The sequence below is a fragment of the Microbispora sp. NPDC046933 genome (assembly GCF_040644635.1).
GTDB lineage: Bacteria > Actinomycetota > Actinomycetes > Streptosporangiales > Streptosporangiaceae > Microbispora.
On record NZ_JBEYWW010000034.1, the window covers coordinates 66,255 to 81,833 of the forward strand.

Sequence of the window (15,579 nt, forward strand, 5' to 3'; positions counted from 1 at the left end):
CACCGCCTCCGCCGGCCCGGCGCCGCCGACGGCCGGTTCGCGGTCAGCCCAGCGAGATCGTGATCGGCCCGCCGCGCGGGTCCGCGCCGGACAGCAGGGACGACGGCACGCGGAACACCCGGCCGGGGGAGACCGGCCACGGCAGCGTGCGGCGGGCGATCTCACGCCCGTCCTGCGTCACCACGACCCGGGCGATCGGGCGGTGCTCGGCCGACCACAACAGGATCCGGTGACGCGGCGGCGCGCCCGCGCCGGGCCGGACCAGACCGGGGGAGACCCACGTGAACGGCGCCTCGGCCCGCAGCGGGATCGCCGCGCCGCCCCCGCCCGAGCCCGTCGTGCCCGAGCCCGTCGTGCCCGAGTCCGTCGTACCCGGGCCCGTGGTGCCGGGGGTCCCGGAGAGGTACGCGAGGACGTGCCGCACCACGTGGCGGCCGTCCAGGGCCGCCACGTCGGCGGTGTCCACCGGGTGGACCAGGTTGCCGACGGCGAACACGCCGGGCCGGCTGGTCGCCAGGGTGTTGTCCACGACCGGGCTCCTGCTGCCCGGGTCCATGGACAGCCCGGCCGCCCGGGCCAGTTCGTGGTCCGGAACCCAGTCGCCCGTGAACACCACCGTGTCGCAGGGCACCGTACGGCGCTCGCCCGTGCGCAGGTCCTCGATCTCGACCGACTCCACCGCGTCGCGGCCGTCGATCCGCACGACCCGGGTGCTCGTGGCGACCGGCACGCGCAGCACGGCCCGGCCCGGCACGCTGAACGCCCCGTACGACTCGGCACGGGCGTGCTCGCTGGTCATCAGCACCGTACGGCAGCCCGCCTCGCGCAGCGTGAGCACGGCCGACCAGCTCACCAGCTCGGCCCCGACGATGACGGCCCGCGTGCCGACCCTGCCGTGGTGCAGGTGGACCACGTTCTGGAGCTGTCCGGTCGTCAGCACGCCCGGCGGGCGGTCGCCCGGCACCATCCGGGCCGTGCGGGGACGTTCCCTGGCGCCGGTCGCCAGGACGACGGCGCGGGCGTCCACCCGCAGGCGGCCCTCCGGGGTGGTGACGTCCAGGGCGTGCTCTCCCGCCCACCCGGTGACCATGGCCGAGGTGCGCACCCGCGCCCCGGCCTCCACCGCGCGGTTGGCCAGCAGGCGGGCGTACGCCGGGCCGGTCATCACGGTGCGCAGGTCGCGCAGGCCGTAGCCGGTGTGGTCGCTGTGCCGGGGGATGCCCCCGGCCTCGCGCTCCCGGTCGAGCACCAGGACCCGCAGGCCGGCCGCCGCGAGACCGGCGGCGGCGGTCAGCCCGGAGGGGCCGCCGCCCACGACGGCGACGTCGGTGGTCAGCTTCATCATGACTCCTCCACACGAGCCAGGCGTTCGGCGATCTCGGCTCCGCAGAAGAAGCCCTGGCAGCGGCCCATCATGGCCCGGGTGCGGCGGCGCAGGCCGTCGATGTCGGCCGGGGGGAGCGGGGAGGCCAGGGCGTCCCTGATCTCCCCGGCGGTGACCCGCTCGCAGAAGCAGACCACGGTGCCGTACGCCGGGTCCTTCGCGATGAGGTCGCCGCACATGTACGGCCGGGGGAACGCCTCGCCGATGTTGGGCATCCGGGGCGGTTCGGACAGGTCGTCGCGTACGGAGGTGACGAGGCCCGCCTCGGCCAGCAGCCCGGCGGCGTGCTCGGCGAGCGCCATGGACGAGGTCAGCCCGGTGGACCGGATGCCGCCGAGCACGAGATAGCGCTGCGCGGCGTCGAGGTGGACCTGGTAGTCGCCGTGCTCGGTGGCCGCCCGCAGCCCGGCGTAGGAGGCCGTGACCTCCTCCTTCAGCAGCGCCGGCATGAGCGCGAGGCCCTTGTCCACCAGGAACGCGAACCCCTCCTCCGACGTGGAGGTGTCGGTGCGGTCGCGCAGGTCCTCGGCGGTCGGGCCGAGCATCACGTTGCCGTAGATCGTCGGGCTGATCAGCACGCCCTTGCCGCGCGAGCTGGGCACGGGCAGCACGATGCGGTTCGCCAGCGGCCTGGCCATCTTGTCGAAGACCAGCAGCTCGCCCCGGCGCGGGGTGACCGTGAACCGCTCGTGCCCGAACAGCCCGTCGACGGCGTCGGAGCCCAGTCCCGCGGCGTTGACGACCCATCGGGCCCGCAGCGGGCCCCGGCTCGTCAGCAGCACGGTCTCCTCGTCGCCCTCCTCGCCGCCGCCGCGCTGGACACTCTCGACCCGCGTGTTCAGCAGCACGCGGGCGCCCCGCGCCAGCGCCTCCGTGGCGAACGCGAGCGTGGTGGTCCACGGGCAGATGATCGACTCCCCGGGCACGGTCAGGCCGCCGAGCGCGCCCGGGCCGAGGGCGGGGACCATCCGGTAGACCTCGTCCGCGCCGACGACCTCGCACTCCCGGTAGCCGTTCTTCACCGCCTTGTCCGCCAGCCCCGGGAGCGCGGCCAGCTCCTCGCCGGTCCACGCGACCAGCACCGCGCCCGTCCGCTCGACCGGGATGCCGGCGCGCCCGGCGTACTCGCCGAGCAGCTCGTATCCCCGCCGCACCAGGCGCGACTCCAGCGTGCCCGGCGTCGCGTCGAAGCCCGTGTGCAGGATCGCGGTGTTGGCCTTGCTGGTGCCGTCGCCGACGTCCGCGCGCGCCTCGACCAGCGCGACCGACAGGGCGCGGCCACCCGATTCGCGCCCGGCGAGCTCGCGGGCCACGGCGGCGCCCACGACGCCGCCGCCGACCACCGCCACGTCGATCGCACCCTCCGGCAACGGCCCGGACCTGCTGACTCCGCTGTTCACACGTCCCTCCCCGTCTCGATCGCCGCGCGGACGCCCCGCCGCCAGCGCGCCATGAACTCCTCCGCCCGCTCCGCCGGCCAGCGCGGCTCGTACGTCGTCGCCGGGGCCCACGCGGGCACGGCGTCCGCCACCGCGAGCGAGGGGGTCACGGCGAGGCGGGCCAGCGCGGCGGCGCCGAGTGCGGTCGCGTGCGGCGACGGGTAGACGTCCACCGGCGCCTGCAGCAGGTCCGCCTGCGCCTGCATGAGAGCGGCCGACCGGGTGAGCCCGCCGTCCACCCGCAGGCGGGCAAGCGGGCGTCCGAGGTCGGCCGCGACGACCGCGGCCAGGTCGGCCACCTGGGCCGCGATACCCTCCAGGACGGCCCGGATCAGGTGCCCGGGCCGGGTGGACAGCGTCATGCCGAGGAACGCGCCGGTCGCGTCCGGCCGCCACCACGGCGCGGCCAGCCCGGCCAGTCCGGGGACGAACAGCGCGCCCTCGGCGTCCGGCGCGGCCAGCGTGTCCAGGTCGGAGGCATCGCCGATGAGGCCGAGGCCGTTCAGCCACCGCACCGCGGAGGCCGCCGTGTAGACCTGCCCGTCCACGCAGTAGGGCGTGGCGCCCCTGGCCCGCCACGCCACCGACGTGGTCAGGCCGGAGGCCGAGCGCACGGCCCGCTCGCCGGTGTTGGCGAGCAGGAACGCCCCGGTGCCGTACGTGCACTTGGCCTCGCCGGCCGACAGGCAGCCCTCCGCCAGCAGCGCGGCCTGCTGGTCGACGACCAGGCCGCCGACCGGGATCTCCCCGCCGAAGGCCCGGGTCGTGCCGACGACCTCGTCGCAGGCGACGATCGCGGGCAGCCGCTCGCCGTCCAGGCCGAACAGGCCGAGCAGCTCCCCGCTCCACTCGACCGCGTCGAGGTCGAGCAGCGCCGACCTGCTCGCGGTCGCGGCGTCGGTGACGAACTCCCCGGTCAGGTGGTGGACGAGCCAGGTGTCGCTGGTCGTGACCACCCCCTCGCGGGTGAGGTTGCGGCGGATCCAGGCCATCTTGGGCGCGGAGAAGTACGGGTCGAGCACGAGGCCGGTCAGCTCGGCGACCCTCCCGGCGTGCCCGGCGAGACCGGCGCACACCTCCTCGGCCCGCCGGTCCTGCCACACCAGCGCGGTGGTCAGCGGCTCGCCGGTCGCCGGGTTCCAGGCCAGCACGGTCTCGCCCTGGTTGGCCAGGGTGACCGCGCCGACCGGCACGCCCGCCGCCGCGACGGCCTCCCGACCCGCGGACAGGACGGAATCGAGCAGCTCCCGGGGGTCCTGCTCCACCCGTCCGCCCGGCAGGTACGCGGGGTGGACCGGCGTCTCGGCCAGCGCGAGGACGGCGCCGTCGCCGCCGACCACGACCGCCTTCGTGCCCGAGGTGCCCTGGTCGATCGCCAGTACGGCCGGCGCGCTCACAGGAGCTCCGCCCGGTCGCCGGTCTCGCGGGTGAGACGGTCCCGGCCGCGCACCCACACGACGGCGAACACGACGGCGCCGAGCACGAGCGAGCCCAGGGCGTACACCTGCGCGGTGCGGAAGTCGGACGGGATGAGGAAGACGGCCAGCTCGATCACCAGCCAGATCACCGCGCCCGCCACGACCAGCGGCTCCCACTTCCCGAGGCGGAAGTCGTCGGGCCGCGGCCGGTGGCGGCGGCGGGTGCCGAGGTAGAGCGCGACCGTGCCGGCGTACAGCAGGGCCGGCATGAGCGTGCCCGCGCCGAGGAGCTGCGACAGGGCGTCGGCGTTGCCGGAGAAGGCGAGCACGATGGCGATCGACGCGCCGGCCGCGAGCACGGTGGCCCAGGTGGGGCCGCCGGTGGCGCGCGGCACCCGGCTCAGCGCCGTGGAGAAGGGCAGCCGGCCGTCGCGGGCCATCGCGTGGACCAGGCGGCTGCAGCTCACCATGATGACCAGGCCGCAGGCGAAGATCGCGAGGCTCACGACGACGAGGAACGCACGGGCGACGCCCGCGCCGAGGACGTTCTCGACCACCTGGGCGACGGGCGCGGAGGAGGCGGTGATCGCCGCCACGTCGTTCCCGAGGGCGGCGGTGACCACGACGAGGAACAGCATGCCCAGGGCGACGCTGAGCAGGATCGCGCGGACCATCGCCCGGGGCACCACCTGCTTGGGGTTGATCGTTTCCTCGGCGAGGTTGGCCGCCGATTCCCAGCCGACCAGCGTGAACGCGCCGAGCAGGGCCGACAGCATGAACGGCCCGAGCCAGCCGAAGTATCCGTCGCCGGAGACCGTGCCGGTGGAGGTGAGGTTGGACCACTCGGCGTGGCCGCCGAAGATCGCGAACCCGGCGATCAGCAGGGTCAGCCCGATCATCGCGATCACCTCGGCGCTCACCGCGAGGTTGTTGATCTTCGTGGTGATCGGGGTGGACCAGATGATCAGAACCATCTGCACGACCAGCACGACGAGCGTGGTCAGCGCGCCGGCCATGGGCGTGTACTCCCAGCCGAACAGCGGGAACAGCGCCACCTGGGCGAGGCCGTAGTCGACCGCCACGGCGACGATCGCGAGGAACGCGAACGACACCCAGCCGAACCACCAGCCCAGCACGGGAGAGGCGAGCCTGCTCGCCCACTGGTAGCTGTAGCCCGACAGCGGGATGCGGCTGGCCAGCGCGCCGTACAGGAGGGCGACCGCGACCGTGCCCGCGCCGACGATCGGCCAGGTCCAGATGCCCGCGGGCCCGCCGGAGTTGAGCACGGTGCCGTACGTCGTGAACAGGCCCGTGGTGATCGAGATGAAGGAGAACGCGACGGCGAAGGACTCGAACGACTTCAGCGTGCGGGAGAACTGCTGGGCGTACCCGGCGTGGGAGATGGCCGCGTCGGCCTGGTCCGCGCTGTTCCGATCATGCGATGGCGGGCGCGTGGAAGGATGGGTCATGGATCGTCTCCTGGCTGGAGCTGGGGAGATTGCAACGGTCCGGGCCCGGCGGCGTGGCCGCGCCGCCGGGCCACCCTACGGGTTGATCACCTCGGCACCCGCCCTGACCAGGGCGGACGCGAGCGCGGGAGGGGGTTCCCCGTCCGTGATGAGGCCGGACAGGCTGTCCAGGGCGCACACCCGGTAGGCGGCGACCCTGCCGTGCTTCGAGTTGTCGGCGAGCACGTACGTCCGTGCGGTGTTGGCGAGGATCACGCGCTTGGTCGCGACCTCGTCCAGGAAGTAGTCGGTGAGCCCGGCTTCGGCGTCCACCCCGCCCGAGCCGAGGAACGCCACGTCGGCGCGCAGGTCCTGGAAGAACCCCAGGGTGTGGGCGTTGGAGACGGCGAGGTCGCCCTGCCGGACGCGCCCGCCCGCCACCAGCACCTCGACGCCGGGACGGCCCGCCAGCTCGGCCGCCACCAGCAGCGAGCAGGTGGCGACCACCCCGCGGAAGGACGGGGGGACGGCCCTGGCGACGTGGACGGCCGTGGTGCCGACGTCGATGATCACGGTCTGGCCCGGCCGCAGCAGCTGCGCCGCGAGCTCGCCGATCACGGCCTTCGCCTCCGACTGGCTGGTCGAGCGCTCCAGATAGGACAGCTCCTCGCCGGTGCCGGACGGCGCCGAGGTCGCCCCGCCGTGGACGCGGACGAGCAGCGCCCGGCGCTCCAGGATCGCCAGGTCGCGCCGGACGGTCTCGTGGGAGACGCCGAGCAACGCGGCCAGGTCCTCGGTGCGCACGGTCCCCTTCCGCCCGAGGGCTTCGATGATCCGCTGATGGCGCTGTGCCGGAAGCAAGAGATCCGCCTTTGACCGAATGTGACTGGTATTGCCCGAGAGTGTGGATTAGTGCCCGAAAACCTGTCAAGAGCCGGGCCGGTAAAACATGCGGCGCAGAAGATTCCCAGCTCCCGAGCGGTGTGCCCGCCGGTGAAACGCCCGTCCCGAATGCTGGACGCACACGGATCCCTCCCTGGTCGTCCGTAGACTGGGACGGTGATTTCCCGTATCGACCTGCGCGGGTCCCTTCCTGATGACCTGCGCGACGTGCTGCCCCGCGCCGAGCTCGACGTCGAGGCCGCCCTGGAGAAGGTGCGGCCCATCTGCGAGGAGGTCCGCCATCGCGGCGCGGCAGCCGTACGGGAGCTGACCGCGAGATTCGACGGCGTCGAGCTGGAGTCCGCCCGGGTGCCCGCCGAAGCCCTCACGCGCGCCCTCGAGGAGCTGGACCCGGTCGTGCGCGCGGCCCTGGAGGAGTCGATCCGCCGCGCCCGCCTGGTCCACCGCGACCAGCGGCGCACCGACACCACCACGCAGGTCGTGCCGGGCGGCACGGTCACCGAGCGCTGGGTGCCGGTCGACCGCGTGGGGCTGTACGTCCCCGGCGGCCGGGCCGTCTACCCCTCCAGCGTGGTCATGAACGTGGTCCCCGCCCAGGAGGCGGGCGTGCCCTCGCTGGCCGTCACCTCGCCCGCGCAGAAGGAGTTCGGCGGGCTCCCGCACCCCACCATTCTCGCCGCCTGCGCGCTGCTCGGCGTCGACGAGGTGTACGCCGTGGGCGGCGCCCAGGCCGTCGCGATGTTCGCCTACGGCACCGAGGAGTGCCGCCCGGCCACGATGGTGACCGGCCCCGGCAACATCTGGGTGGCCGCGGCCAAGCGCCTGCTGAAGGGCCGCATCGGCATCGACTCCGAGGCCGGGCCCACCGAGATCGCGGTCCTCGCCGACGGGACCGCCGACCCCGTGCACGTCGCGGCCGACCTGATCAGCCAGGCCGAGCACGACGTCATCGCCGCCTCCGTGCTGGTCACCACCAGCGTGGAGCTGGCCGACGCGGTGGAGAAGGAACTGCCCGGCCAGGTGGCCGCGACCCGGCACAGCGAGCGGATCACCGAGGCGCTCTCCGGACGCCAGTCGGGCATCGTGCTCGTCTCGGACGTCGACGACGGGCTGAAGGTGGTGGACGCCTACGCCGCCGAGCACCTGGAGATCCAGACGGCCGACGCGCGCGCGGTCGCCGCCCGCGTGCGCAACGCCGGTGCGATCTTCGTCGGGCCGTACGCGCCGGTGTCGCTCGGCGACTACATGGCGGGCTCCAACCACGTGCTGCCGACCGGCGGCTGCGCCTGCCACTCCTCGGGGCTGTCGGTGCAGACGTTCCTGCGCGGCATCCACGTGGTGGACTACAACCGCGAGGCGCTGGCCGGGGCCGCCGCGCATGTGTGCGCGCTCGCCGACGCGGAGGACCTGCCCGCCCACGGCGCCGCGATCCGCGCCCGCTTCGACTGGGAAGTGCCCGCATGACGACCCTCGACGACCTGCCGATCCGCGACGACCTGCGCGGCAAGCAGCCGTACGGCGCGCCGCAGCTCGACGTGCCGGTGCAGCTCAACACCAACGAGAACCCCTACCCCCCGTCGGCCGCGCTGATCGACGACCTCGCCCGTGCCGTACGGCAGGGCGCGGCGACGCTGAACCGCTACCCCGACAGGGACGCCGTCGAGCTGCGCAAGGACCTCGCCGACTACCTCGGCCACGGGCTGACGGCCCACCGGCTGTGGGCGGCCAACGGCTCCAACGAGATCATCCAGCAGATCCTCCAGGCGTTCGGCGGCCCCGGCCGCTCGGCCATCGGGTTCGAGCCGTCGTACTCGATGCACCCGATCATCGCGGGCGGCACGAACACCCGCTGGATCGAGGGCCTGCGCGAGGAGGACTTCGCGATCGACCCCGACGCCGCCGTGGCCGCGATCGAGGAGCACCGCCCCGACGTGGTGTTCCTGACCTCGCCCAACAACCCGACCGGCACGGCCCTGCCGCTGGAGGTGATCGAGCGGATCCTCGCCGCCGCGCCCGGCATGGTCGTGGTTGACGAGGCGTACGCCGAGTTCGCCCGCACCGGCACGCCGTCGGCGCTGACCCTGCTGCCCGGCAACCCCCGGCTGATCGTGACGCGCACCATGTCCAAGGCGTTCGCCATGGCCGGCACCCGGCTCGGCTACCTCGCCGCCGATCCGGCGGTGGTCGACGCCATGCTGCTGGTCCGCCTGCCGTACCACCTGTCCACGCTGACCCAGGCGGCGGCCCGGGTGGCGCTGGCGCACCGCGAGGAGCTGCTGGGCACGGTCGACGCGCTGCGCGCCGAGCGGGACGCCACCGTGGACTGGCTGCGCGGGCGTGGCCTGGCGGCCGCCGACTCCGACGCCAACTTCGTGCTGTTCGGTACGTTTGCGGATCGGCGGTCCGTGTGGGAGGGACTGCTCGCTCGCGGGGTGCTGATCCGGGAGACCGGTCCCGCGGGCTGGCTGCGCGTGTCGATCGGCACGCCGGAAGAGATGGCGGCGTTCCGCGCCGCGCTGGAGGGGGTCCTCGCATGACCGAGATCGACGAGCGCCGCGGCCGCGTCGAGCGCACGACGAAGGAGACGTCGGTGCTGGTCGAGGTGTGCCTCGACGGCACCGGGATCGTCGACGTGTCGACCGGCGTCGGGTTCTACGACCACATGCTCGCCCAGCTCGGCAAGCACGGGCTGTTCGACCTGACCGTGAAGACCGAGGGCGACCTGCACATCGACGCCCACCACACGATCGAGGACACCTCGATCGCGCTCGGAGCGGCGTTCCGCGAGGCCCTGGGCGACAAGTCGGGCATCCGGCGGTTCGGCAGCGCCTCGTGCCCGCTGGACGAGGCGCTCGCGCAGGTCACGGTGGACCTGTCCGGCCGGCCGTACCTCGTGCACACCGAGCCCGAGGGCATGGCCCCGATGATCGGGCCCGACTACGACACCACCATGACCCGGCACATCCTGGAGTCGTTCGTCGCGCAGGCGGCGGTCTGCCTCCACGTGCACGTGCCGTACGGGCGCAACGCGCACCACATCGTGGAGGCGCAGTTCAAGGCGCTCGCGCGGGCGCTGCGCGAGGCGTCGGAGCGGGACCCGCGGGCGACCGGCGTGCCCAGCACCAAGGGCGTCCTCTGATGACCTTCGCCTCCGGAGGAATGATCTTCATCGGCCTCTTCCTGATCGGCGGGGTCATCTCGGGCATCCGGCAGGGCCTCAAGCTGCTGGCGGCGCTCGCCGGCGTCGGGGCCGCCATGGCGATCACCGCGGGAGTGATGTGGTGGCAATGAGCAAGCGCGTGGTCGTTCTCGACTACGGCTCGGGCAACCTCCGCTCGGCGGAGCGGGCCCTGGCCCGGGTGGGGGCGGACGTCACCGTCACCGCCGACTTCGACGCCGCCATCGAGGCGGACGGGCTCGTCGTCCCCGGTGTCGGGGCGTTCGCCGCGTGCATGGAGGGGCTGAAGGGCGTGCGCGGCGACCAGATCGTCGGCCGCCGCCTGGCCGGCGGGCGCCCGGTGCTCGGGATCTGCGTCGGCATGCAGATCCTGTTCGAGAAGGGCGTCGAGCACGGCGTCCACACGGAGGGCTGCGGCGAGTGGCCCGGCACGGTCGAGCGGCTCGACGCGCCCGTGCTGCCCCACATGGGGTGGAACACCGTGACCGTGCCCGAGGGCAGCGTGCTGTTCCGCGGGCTGGAGAAGGGGACGCGCTTCTACTTCGTCCACTCCTACGGGGTGCGCGAGTGGCGGCTGGAGGCCGGCGACGGCTTCCGCCGGCCGCTGGTCACCTGGGCCGAGCACGGCGTGCCGTTCGTGGCCGCCGTCGAGAACGGTCCCCTCATGGCCACCCAGTTCCACCCGGAGAAGTCCGGAGACGCGGGGGCCGTGCTGCTGTCCAACTGGCTGAGCACGTTGTGAGCGTGTCCGGCACGCGAAATCTCAAGGCAGCGGTGGGACACTGGGGATCGGCGGCACGCGACGGCTCCCATCCGAGGACACCGTTGTTCCCGTGGTTCCCGTGCACGGACACGGTGTCCGCGGAATCGGGGCCGCGGCGCGTACGGCCGGCCAGGCCGTGACCGGACCTGAGCGGGAGGCCCGATGAGCAAGGAACGGGCCCGCCGGAGGGCGGAGCGCGAAGCCGAGCGCGAACGCCTCGCGGCGGCCCGGGCCGAACGCGAGGCGAGGGCCGCCCGGCGGCGCGAGATGCGCGAGCGGATCGTCGGGCCCGTCGCCGGAGTCGTGGCCGCGGTGCTGCCGCGGCCGGGCAGACCGGTGCGGGTGGTCCGGCAGCGCGGGTATCTCGCCCGCCGCCGCCGCACGGAGAACGCCGTCGTCGCCGTGCTGTGGTTCCTCGTCCAGGTGCTCGCCTGGATCCTGCTCGACTCGTGGATGGCCCGCCTGGGCGTGTTCCTCGGCTCGATCCTGCTGCTCCCGGTGTTCGTCACCATCGTCTTCGACCGGAGGTCATGACCAAATGTCGCTCGTATTGCTCCCAGCCGTCGACGTCGCCGACGGCCAAGCCGTCCGCCTCGTGCAGGGCGAGGCGGGGACGGAGACCTCGTACGGGGATCCGCTCGCCGCCGCCCTTGCCTGGCAGAAGGCCGGCGCGGAGTGGATCCACCTGGTCGACCTCGACGCGGCGTTCGGCCGGGGGAACAACCGCGAGCTGCTCGCCTCCGTCGTCGGCGCGCTCGACGTGAACGTGGAGCTGTCCGGCGGGATCCGTGACGACGCCTCGCTCGAGGCCGCGCTGAGCACCGGCTGCCGCCGGGTCAACATCGGCACCGCCGCGCTGGAGAACCCGGAGTGGTGCGCCAAGGCGATCGCCGAGCACGGCGACCGCATCGCGGTGGGGCTGGACGTGCGCGGCACCACGCTGGCCGCCCGCGGCTGGACCCAGGAGGGCGGCGACCTGTGGGAGGTGCTCGACCGGCTGGAGTCGGAGGGCTGCCCCCGCTACGTCGTCACCGACGTCACCAAGGACGGCACGCTGCGCGGTCCCAACCTCGACCTGCTGCGCGAGGTCTGCGCGCGGACCGACCGCCCGGTCATCGCCAGCGGCGGGGTGTCCTCGCTCGACGACCTGCGGGCGATCGCGACGCTCGTGCCGGACGGCGTCGAGGGGGCCATCGTGGGCAAGGCGCTGTACGCCCAGGCGTTCACCCTGGAAGAGGCGCTCGCGGCGGTGAAGAGCGCATGAGCGCCCAGATGCCCGAAGGGCGGATCTCCTCCGGCGGTCCCTGGGAGGACCGTTACGGCTACGCCCGCGCGGTCGTCGCCGGGCCGCACGTGCTCGTGTCCGGCTGCACCGCCACCGTGGGCGGTGAGGTCCAGCACGTGGGCGACGCCTACCAGCAGACGCTCACCGCCTTCTCCATCGCGCTGGACGCCGTGGAGAAGGCCGGCACCACCCTGGCCGACGTGGTGCGCACCCGCATGTACGTGGTGAACGCCGGCGACTTCGACGCGGCGGGCAAGGCCCACGGCGAGATCTTCGGCGACGTACGGCCCGCGTGCACGAGCGTGCAGGTCGCCGGGCTGGTCGACGAGCGCATGCTGGTCGAGGTCGAGGTCGAGGCGTATCGGCCGGTGGAACGTGGCGACGACGAGGGCTGAGCGATGACCGTAGCGGTGCGGGTGATCCCCTGCCTGGACGTCGACGCGGGCCGGGTCGTCAAGGGGGTCAACTTCGAGAACCTCAGGGACGCCGGCGATCCGGTCGAGCTGGCCGCGCGTTACGACGCCGAGGGGGCCGACGAGCTGACCTTCCTCGACATCACCGCCTCATCGGGCGAGCGCGAGACCATGCTCGACGTTGTGCGCCGTACGGCCGAGCAGGTGTTCATCCCGCTGACGGTCGGCGGAGGCGTGCGCTCGGCCGACGACGTGGACCGGCTGCTGCGCGCGGGCGCCGACAAGGTCGGCATCAACACCGCCGCCATCGCCCGGCCGGAACTGCTGACCGAGACCTCGCGCCGGTTCGGGTCGCAGTGCATCGTGCTGTCGGTGGACGCGCGCCGCGTGGTCGACGGCCCGCCCACGCCCTCCGGGTTCGAGGTCACCACCCACGGCGGGCGCCGGGGGACCGGCATCGACGCGGTCGAGTGGGCCAGGCGGGGGGAGGAGCTCGGCGTCGGCGAGATCCTGCTCAACTCGATGGACGGCGACGGCACCAAGTCGGGATACGACCTGGAGATGCTGCGGGCCGTACGGGCGGCGGTGAGCGTCCCGCTGATCGCCTCCGGCGGCGCCGGGCGGCTGGAGGACTTCCCGCCCGCGGTGGACGCCGGGGCGGACGCCGTGCTGGCCGCCTCGGTCTTCCACTTCGGCCAGCTCAAGATCCACGAGGTCAAGGACACGCTGCGCGCGGCCGGTCATCCGGTCCGCTGAGCGCCCACAGCGCCGCTCACCGGGGGCCGGGATCCGGCCCCCGGCCGGTGGGTCCTCAGTCGATGTCGACGATGGCCGTGGGGAAGGCCTCCGGTCCGGTGCCGAGTGAGGAGGACGCCATCGACTGGCACTGCCACTGGACCTGGAAGCCCCCTCCGCACCCGCAGCCGCCGCACCCGCCGCTCATGGTGGCGGCGGACGCCTCGTGGACGGGCTGGGCCGCCGCGAGACCGACGGCGGCGAGGAACGCCAGGCCCAGCAGGCTCGGGAAACGCTTGGCACGCATAGCTGTCTCCTGTCCGTCGAGGGATCGTGCGGCGCTCCGGAGTCCGCCCTCCTCAATGGTCCGTGCGACATCACGCAACCGTCTATACCAATCACCGCAAATAGGGCGATAGCGGGCGAAAACCGGCATACGCGATTGTGTGCCCTTTATCGGCCATGTCCGGTGATCCCGTAGGGTTGCCACCGATCATCGTCTCGCCGCCCGGAGGAACATGTGTCCGACCCCGCCTCGCTCGACGACGTCCGCCGCCGCATCGACGAGCTCGACGCCCGTCTGACGGCGCTGCTGGCCGAGCGGCAGCGTCTCGTACGCGCGGCCGCCGCCTTCAAGACGGACGAGCGGGCCGTGCGGGCTCCCGATCGGGTGGAGCGGGTCGTGGCCGCGGCGCGGGAGCGCGCGGAGCGCGAGGGGCTGTCCCCGGAGGTCGCCGAGGCCGTCTGGCGGGCGATGATCGGGGCGTTCGTGGAGTACGAGCTCGCGGAGCACCGGCGGGCCGGGTAGAACGTCACCGCACGCCCGCACCGGGGCCCGTACGGAACGGGCGGGTGTGGCGACGGGAGGCGGGGGCAGGGGATCGGTCCGGGGGCGAGCCGTTCACGGCGCGTCGGGATCCCGTGTGGCCGGTTGCGAAGGGATGCGAAAAGAGAGGCCGGCGGAGCAAGGGCGGATGCCCTGCCGGCCCTGTGCGCGGAGAGCCTCGCGGCTCTGGCTGTGCCTACTGTTCGGTTGTCGTCTGTTACCGGTTGTGGTTGTGGTCGGGGTCGCCTTAGGGAGAGCGGGGGCGGATCGTCCTGGGCCTCAACTCAGGACCGAGGTGAAGAAGGTCGCCAATCGGCTGGCTCCGGTGTTGACCGTGTCGAACACGCCTCGCACGGCGCCTGCCGCCGCTTGCGGCTGGCTGTAGAGGTAGAAGACCACGAACGCGATGGCCGCGTACGTAAGAACCTTCTTCACCTTCATCGGGGGGCCTCCTGCAATCGGTATCCCGGTCGTTTGTACCCGGCGGCAGTGTTGATCATAACTAGCCGAGAGGACATGAGGCCGTTCCGCCCTCATCGTGAGACGGCGGGGTCCACGGTCTCGTCGCGGCGTGGTCCGGACTCCTCGCGGGCCTGCCCGGACACCGCCGGCCCGGCCCGGAAAGAGCGTGGCTCAGCCCGAGAACAGCGAGGTGAAGAACGCGGACAGGCGTTCGGCTCCCGTGGAGATGCCTCCGAACAGGTTCCTGACCGCGCCGGCGGCGTTCGCCGGCTGCGTGAACAAATAGAAGATCACGAACGCGACGGCCACATAGGTCAGGACCTTTTTGAGGTTCATCCGGGGCTCCCAAACGCTCCCACACATCGTGTGCTGGTGCCATGCTGCCCCATGGCGCGACGTTTACGTGGAGGATTCCGGACAAGTCTCGCGCCGCCATCCTCATGGCCCCAATCGGGCCTCCTGGAGCCGGGCGACCGCCGCGGCGTCCCCGTCGTACGTCACCCGGGCGTGCGCCTGCCGGCCGAACGCGAACAGCAGCAGCTCCGACGGCTCGCCGGTGACCACCACCGCCGGCTCGGCCATCCGCCCGGCCGCCTTCGCCCCGTCGGGGCGGCGGAGCACGACCCCCACAGGAGCCTTGCGCAGGAAGAGCCGGGCGGTGCCGCGCAGCCGGCCCCAGAACGCCTCCTGCAGGTCCCTCGGGATGACGCGAGGCTCCCATCCGGCCTGCGCCCGGCGCACGTCCTCGTGATGGATGAACAGCTCCACCGTGTTGACGATCTCGTCCAGGCGGGGGACCAGACCGTACGGCGTCCAGCGCGGCGGGCCGTGGCGGACGAGCCCGACCAGCTCGGGGTAGGGGTGGCTCCGCTTGATGCGCTCCTGCACGCCGGCGGTGTAGCCCGCCAGGAACGGCAGCGCGATGCCGGGCGCGGCGTCGAGCCGGCGCTCGCGCAGGACGAGGTGGGCCGCGAGATCTGCGGTCGCCCATCCCTCGCACAGCGTGGGCGCCTCAGGACCGAGGCGGTCGAGCAGGTCGCAGAGCGCCGCGCGCTCCGTCTGGGCGTGTGTCACGCGATCAGCCTATGCGCCTGTCACGCCCCCCGGACCGGCGGCCGAGAGCATGTCCAGGAATAAACAGATTGATCAGGATGATAGGGAGTAACTAGGACCAAGGGCTTGGGTGGCGTCGGTCCGGTGACCGATCCGGCGGCGTCCCCGAGTGAGTAACGTCCCCCTCCGGGACGCTCGCAGGGAGCGACCCCGGCTGGTCCCCCGATCGGAAGGAACGCACCGCGTGCCGACGAAGGAGTCCCCCGCGCGGC

Annotated in this window: 19 protein-coding genes; 10 read left to right on the top strand and 9 right to left on the bottom strand. The window is 73.2% G+C overall.

What is annotated here, in order from left to right; genetic code table 11:
* Positions 1-43: 43 nt before the first annotated feature.
* The 5 genes from ABZ857_RS34740 to ABZ857_RS34760 all read right to left on the bottom strand — a co-directional run bounded on the left by ABZ857_RS34740 (position 44) and on the right by ABZ857_RS34760 (position 6,550).
* A complete protein-coding gene (locus ABZ857_RS34740; RefSeq protein ID WP_357051882.1) occupies positions 44-1,345 on the bottom strand; it encodes an FAD-dependent oxidoreductase in 1,302 nt (433 codons plus the stop codon).
* Complete coding sequence (locus tag ABZ857_RS34745; protein ID WP_357051885.1) at positions 1,342-2,784, bottom strand: NAD(P)/FAD-dependent oxidoreductase; 1,443 nt, start codon at positions 2,782-2,784, stop codon at positions 1,342-1,344. The genes ABZ857_RS34740 and ABZ857_RS34745 overlap by 4 nt, the downstream gene beginning before the upstream one ends.
* The gene (locus ABZ857_RS34750; RefSeq protein ID WP_357051888.1) at positions 2,781-4,220 is read right to left on the bottom strand and encodes an FGGY family carbohydrate kinase; all 1,440 of its coding nucleotides are present in this window, start codon (positions 4,218-4,220) and stop codon (positions 2,781-2,783) included. Before ABZ857_RS34750 ends, ABZ857_RS34745 begins: the two co-directional genes overlap by 4 nt.
* Complete coding sequence (locus ABZ857_RS34755) at positions 4,217-5,710, bottom strand: amino acid permease (protein WP_357051891.1); 1,494 nt, start codon at positions 5,708-5,710, stop codon at positions 4,217-4,219. Before ABZ857_RS34755 ends, ABZ857_RS34750 begins: the two co-directional genes overlap by 4 nt.
* A gap of 75 nt (positions 5,711-5,785) precedes the next feature.
* The gene (locus tag ABZ857_RS34760) at positions 5,786-6,550 is read right to left on the bottom strand and encodes a DeoR/GlpR family DNA-binding transcription regulator (protein ID WP_357051894.1); all 765 of its coding nucleotides are present in this window, start codon (positions 6,548-6,550) and stop codon (positions 5,786-5,788) included.
* A 198-nt stretch (positions 6,551-6,748) separates the two neighbouring features.
* Here ABZ857_RS34760 and hisD point away from each other — a divergent pair, with 198 nt between their 5' ends.
* From hisD to hisF, 9 genes are all read left to right on the top strand, one after another.
* On the top strand, positions 6,749-8,056 hold the full coding sequence (gene hisD, locus ABZ857_RS34765) for a histidinol dehydrogenase (protein ID WP_357051897.1): 1,308 nt from the start codon (positions 6,749-6,751) through the stop codon (positions 8,054-8,056).
* The gene (locus tag ABZ857_RS34770; protein ID WP_357051900.1) at positions 8,053-9,129 is read left to right on the top strand and encodes a histidinol-phosphate transaminase; all 1,077 of its coding nucleotides are present in this window, start codon (positions 8,053-8,055) and stop codon (positions 9,127-9,129) included. The genes hisD and ABZ857_RS34770 overlap by 4 nt, the downstream gene beginning before the upstream one ends.
* On the top strand, positions 9,126-9,731 hold the full coding sequence (hisB, locus tag ABZ857_RS34775; RefSeq protein ID WP_357051903.1) for an imidazoleglycerol-phosphate dehydratase HisB: 606 nt from the start codon (positions 9,126-9,128) through the stop codon (positions 9,729-9,731). Before ABZ857_RS34770 ends, hisB begins: the two co-directional genes overlap by 4 nt.
* Positions 9,731-9,883 (top strand): hypothetical protein, encoded by a 153-nt coding sequence (locus ABZ857_RS34780; RefSeq protein WP_179155475.1) that lies wholly within the window; start codon positions 9,731-9,733, stop codon positions 9,881-9,883. Before hisB ends, ABZ857_RS34780 begins: the two co-directional genes overlap by 1 nt.
* Positions 9,880-10,512 carry an imidazole glycerol phosphate synthase subunit HisH gene (hisH, locus tag ABZ857_RS34785; protein WP_357051906.1) on the top strand — a complete coding sequence of 211 codons (633 nt, stop codon included), beginning with the start codon at positions 9,880-9,882 and terminating at the stop codon, positions 10,510-10,512. Before ABZ857_RS34780 ends, hisH begins: the two co-directional genes overlap by 4 nt.
* A gap of 183 nt (positions 10,513-10,695) precedes the next feature.
* A complete protein-coding gene (locus ABZ857_RS34790) occupies positions 10,696-11,067 on the top strand; it encodes a hypothetical protein (protein ID WP_357051909.1) in 372 nt (123 codons plus the stop codon).
* Between the two features lie 4 nt (positions 11,068-11,071).
* Positions 11,072-11,797 (top strand): bifunctional 1-(5-phosphoribosyl)-5-((5-phosphoribosylamino)methylideneamino)imidazole-4-carboxamide isomerase/phosphoribosylanthranilate isomerase PriA, encoded by a 726-nt coding sequence (priA, locus tag ABZ857_RS34795; protein ID WP_357051912.1) that lies wholly within the window; start codon positions 11,072-11,074, stop codon positions 11,795-11,797.
* Positions 11,794-12,213, top strand: a complete 420-nt coding sequence (locus ABZ857_RS34800) for a RidA family protein (RefSeq protein WP_357051915.1) — start codon at positions 11,794-11,796, stop codon at positions 12,211-12,213. Before priA ends, ABZ857_RS34800 begins: the two co-directional genes overlap by 4 nt.
* 3 nt (positions 12,214-12,216) lie before the next feature.
* Positions 12,217-12,987: an imidazole glycerol phosphate synthase subunit HisF gene (gene hisF, locus ABZ857_RS34805; protein WP_139574373.1), complete on the top strand. Its 771-nt coding sequence runs from the start codon at positions 12,217-12,219 to the stop codon at positions 12,985-12,987.
* Between the two features lie 55 nt (positions 12,988-13,042).
* Here hisF and ABZ857_RS34810 read toward each other — a convergent pair whose 3' ends face one another.
* Positions 13,043-13,273: a hypothetical protein gene (locus tag ABZ857_RS34810; protein ID WP_357051918.1), complete on the bottom strand. Its 231-nt coding sequence runs from the start codon at positions 13,271-13,273 to the stop codon at positions 13,043-13,045.
* Between the two features lie 213 nt (positions 13,274-13,486).
* On the opposite strand from ABZ857_RS34810, the gene ABZ857_RS34815 reads away from it, so the two are divergent.
* On the top strand, positions 13,487-13,774 hold the full coding sequence (locus tag ABZ857_RS34815; RefSeq protein ID WP_357051921.1) for a chorismate mutase: 288 nt from the start codon (positions 13,487-13,489) through the stop codon (positions 13,772-13,774).
* A 297-nt stretch (positions 13,775-14,071) separates the two neighbouring features.
* Here ABZ857_RS34815 and ABZ857_RS34820 read toward each other — a convergent pair whose 3' ends face one another.
* From ABZ857_RS34820 to ABZ857_RS34830, 3 genes are all read right to left on the bottom strand, one after another.
* Positions 14,072-14,233 carry a hypothetical protein gene (locus ABZ857_RS34820; protein ID WP_357051924.1) on the bottom strand — a complete coding sequence of 54 codons (162 nt, stop codon included), beginning with the start codon at positions 14,231-14,233 and terminating at the stop codon, positions 14,072-14,074.
* Between the two features lie 192 nt (positions 14,234-14,425).
* Positions 14,426-14,590: a hypothetical protein gene (locus tag ABZ857_RS34825; RefSeq protein ID WP_357051927.1), complete on the bottom strand. Its 165-nt coding sequence runs from the start codon at positions 14,588-14,590 to the stop codon at positions 14,426-14,428.
* Between the two features lie 102 nt (positions 14,591-14,692).
* A complete protein-coding gene (locus ABZ857_RS34830; protein ID WP_357051929.1) occupies positions 14,693-15,328 on the bottom strand; it encodes a TIGR03085 family metal-binding protein in 636 nt (211 codons plus the stop codon).
* Positions 15,329-15,579: the final 251 nt, after the last annotated feature.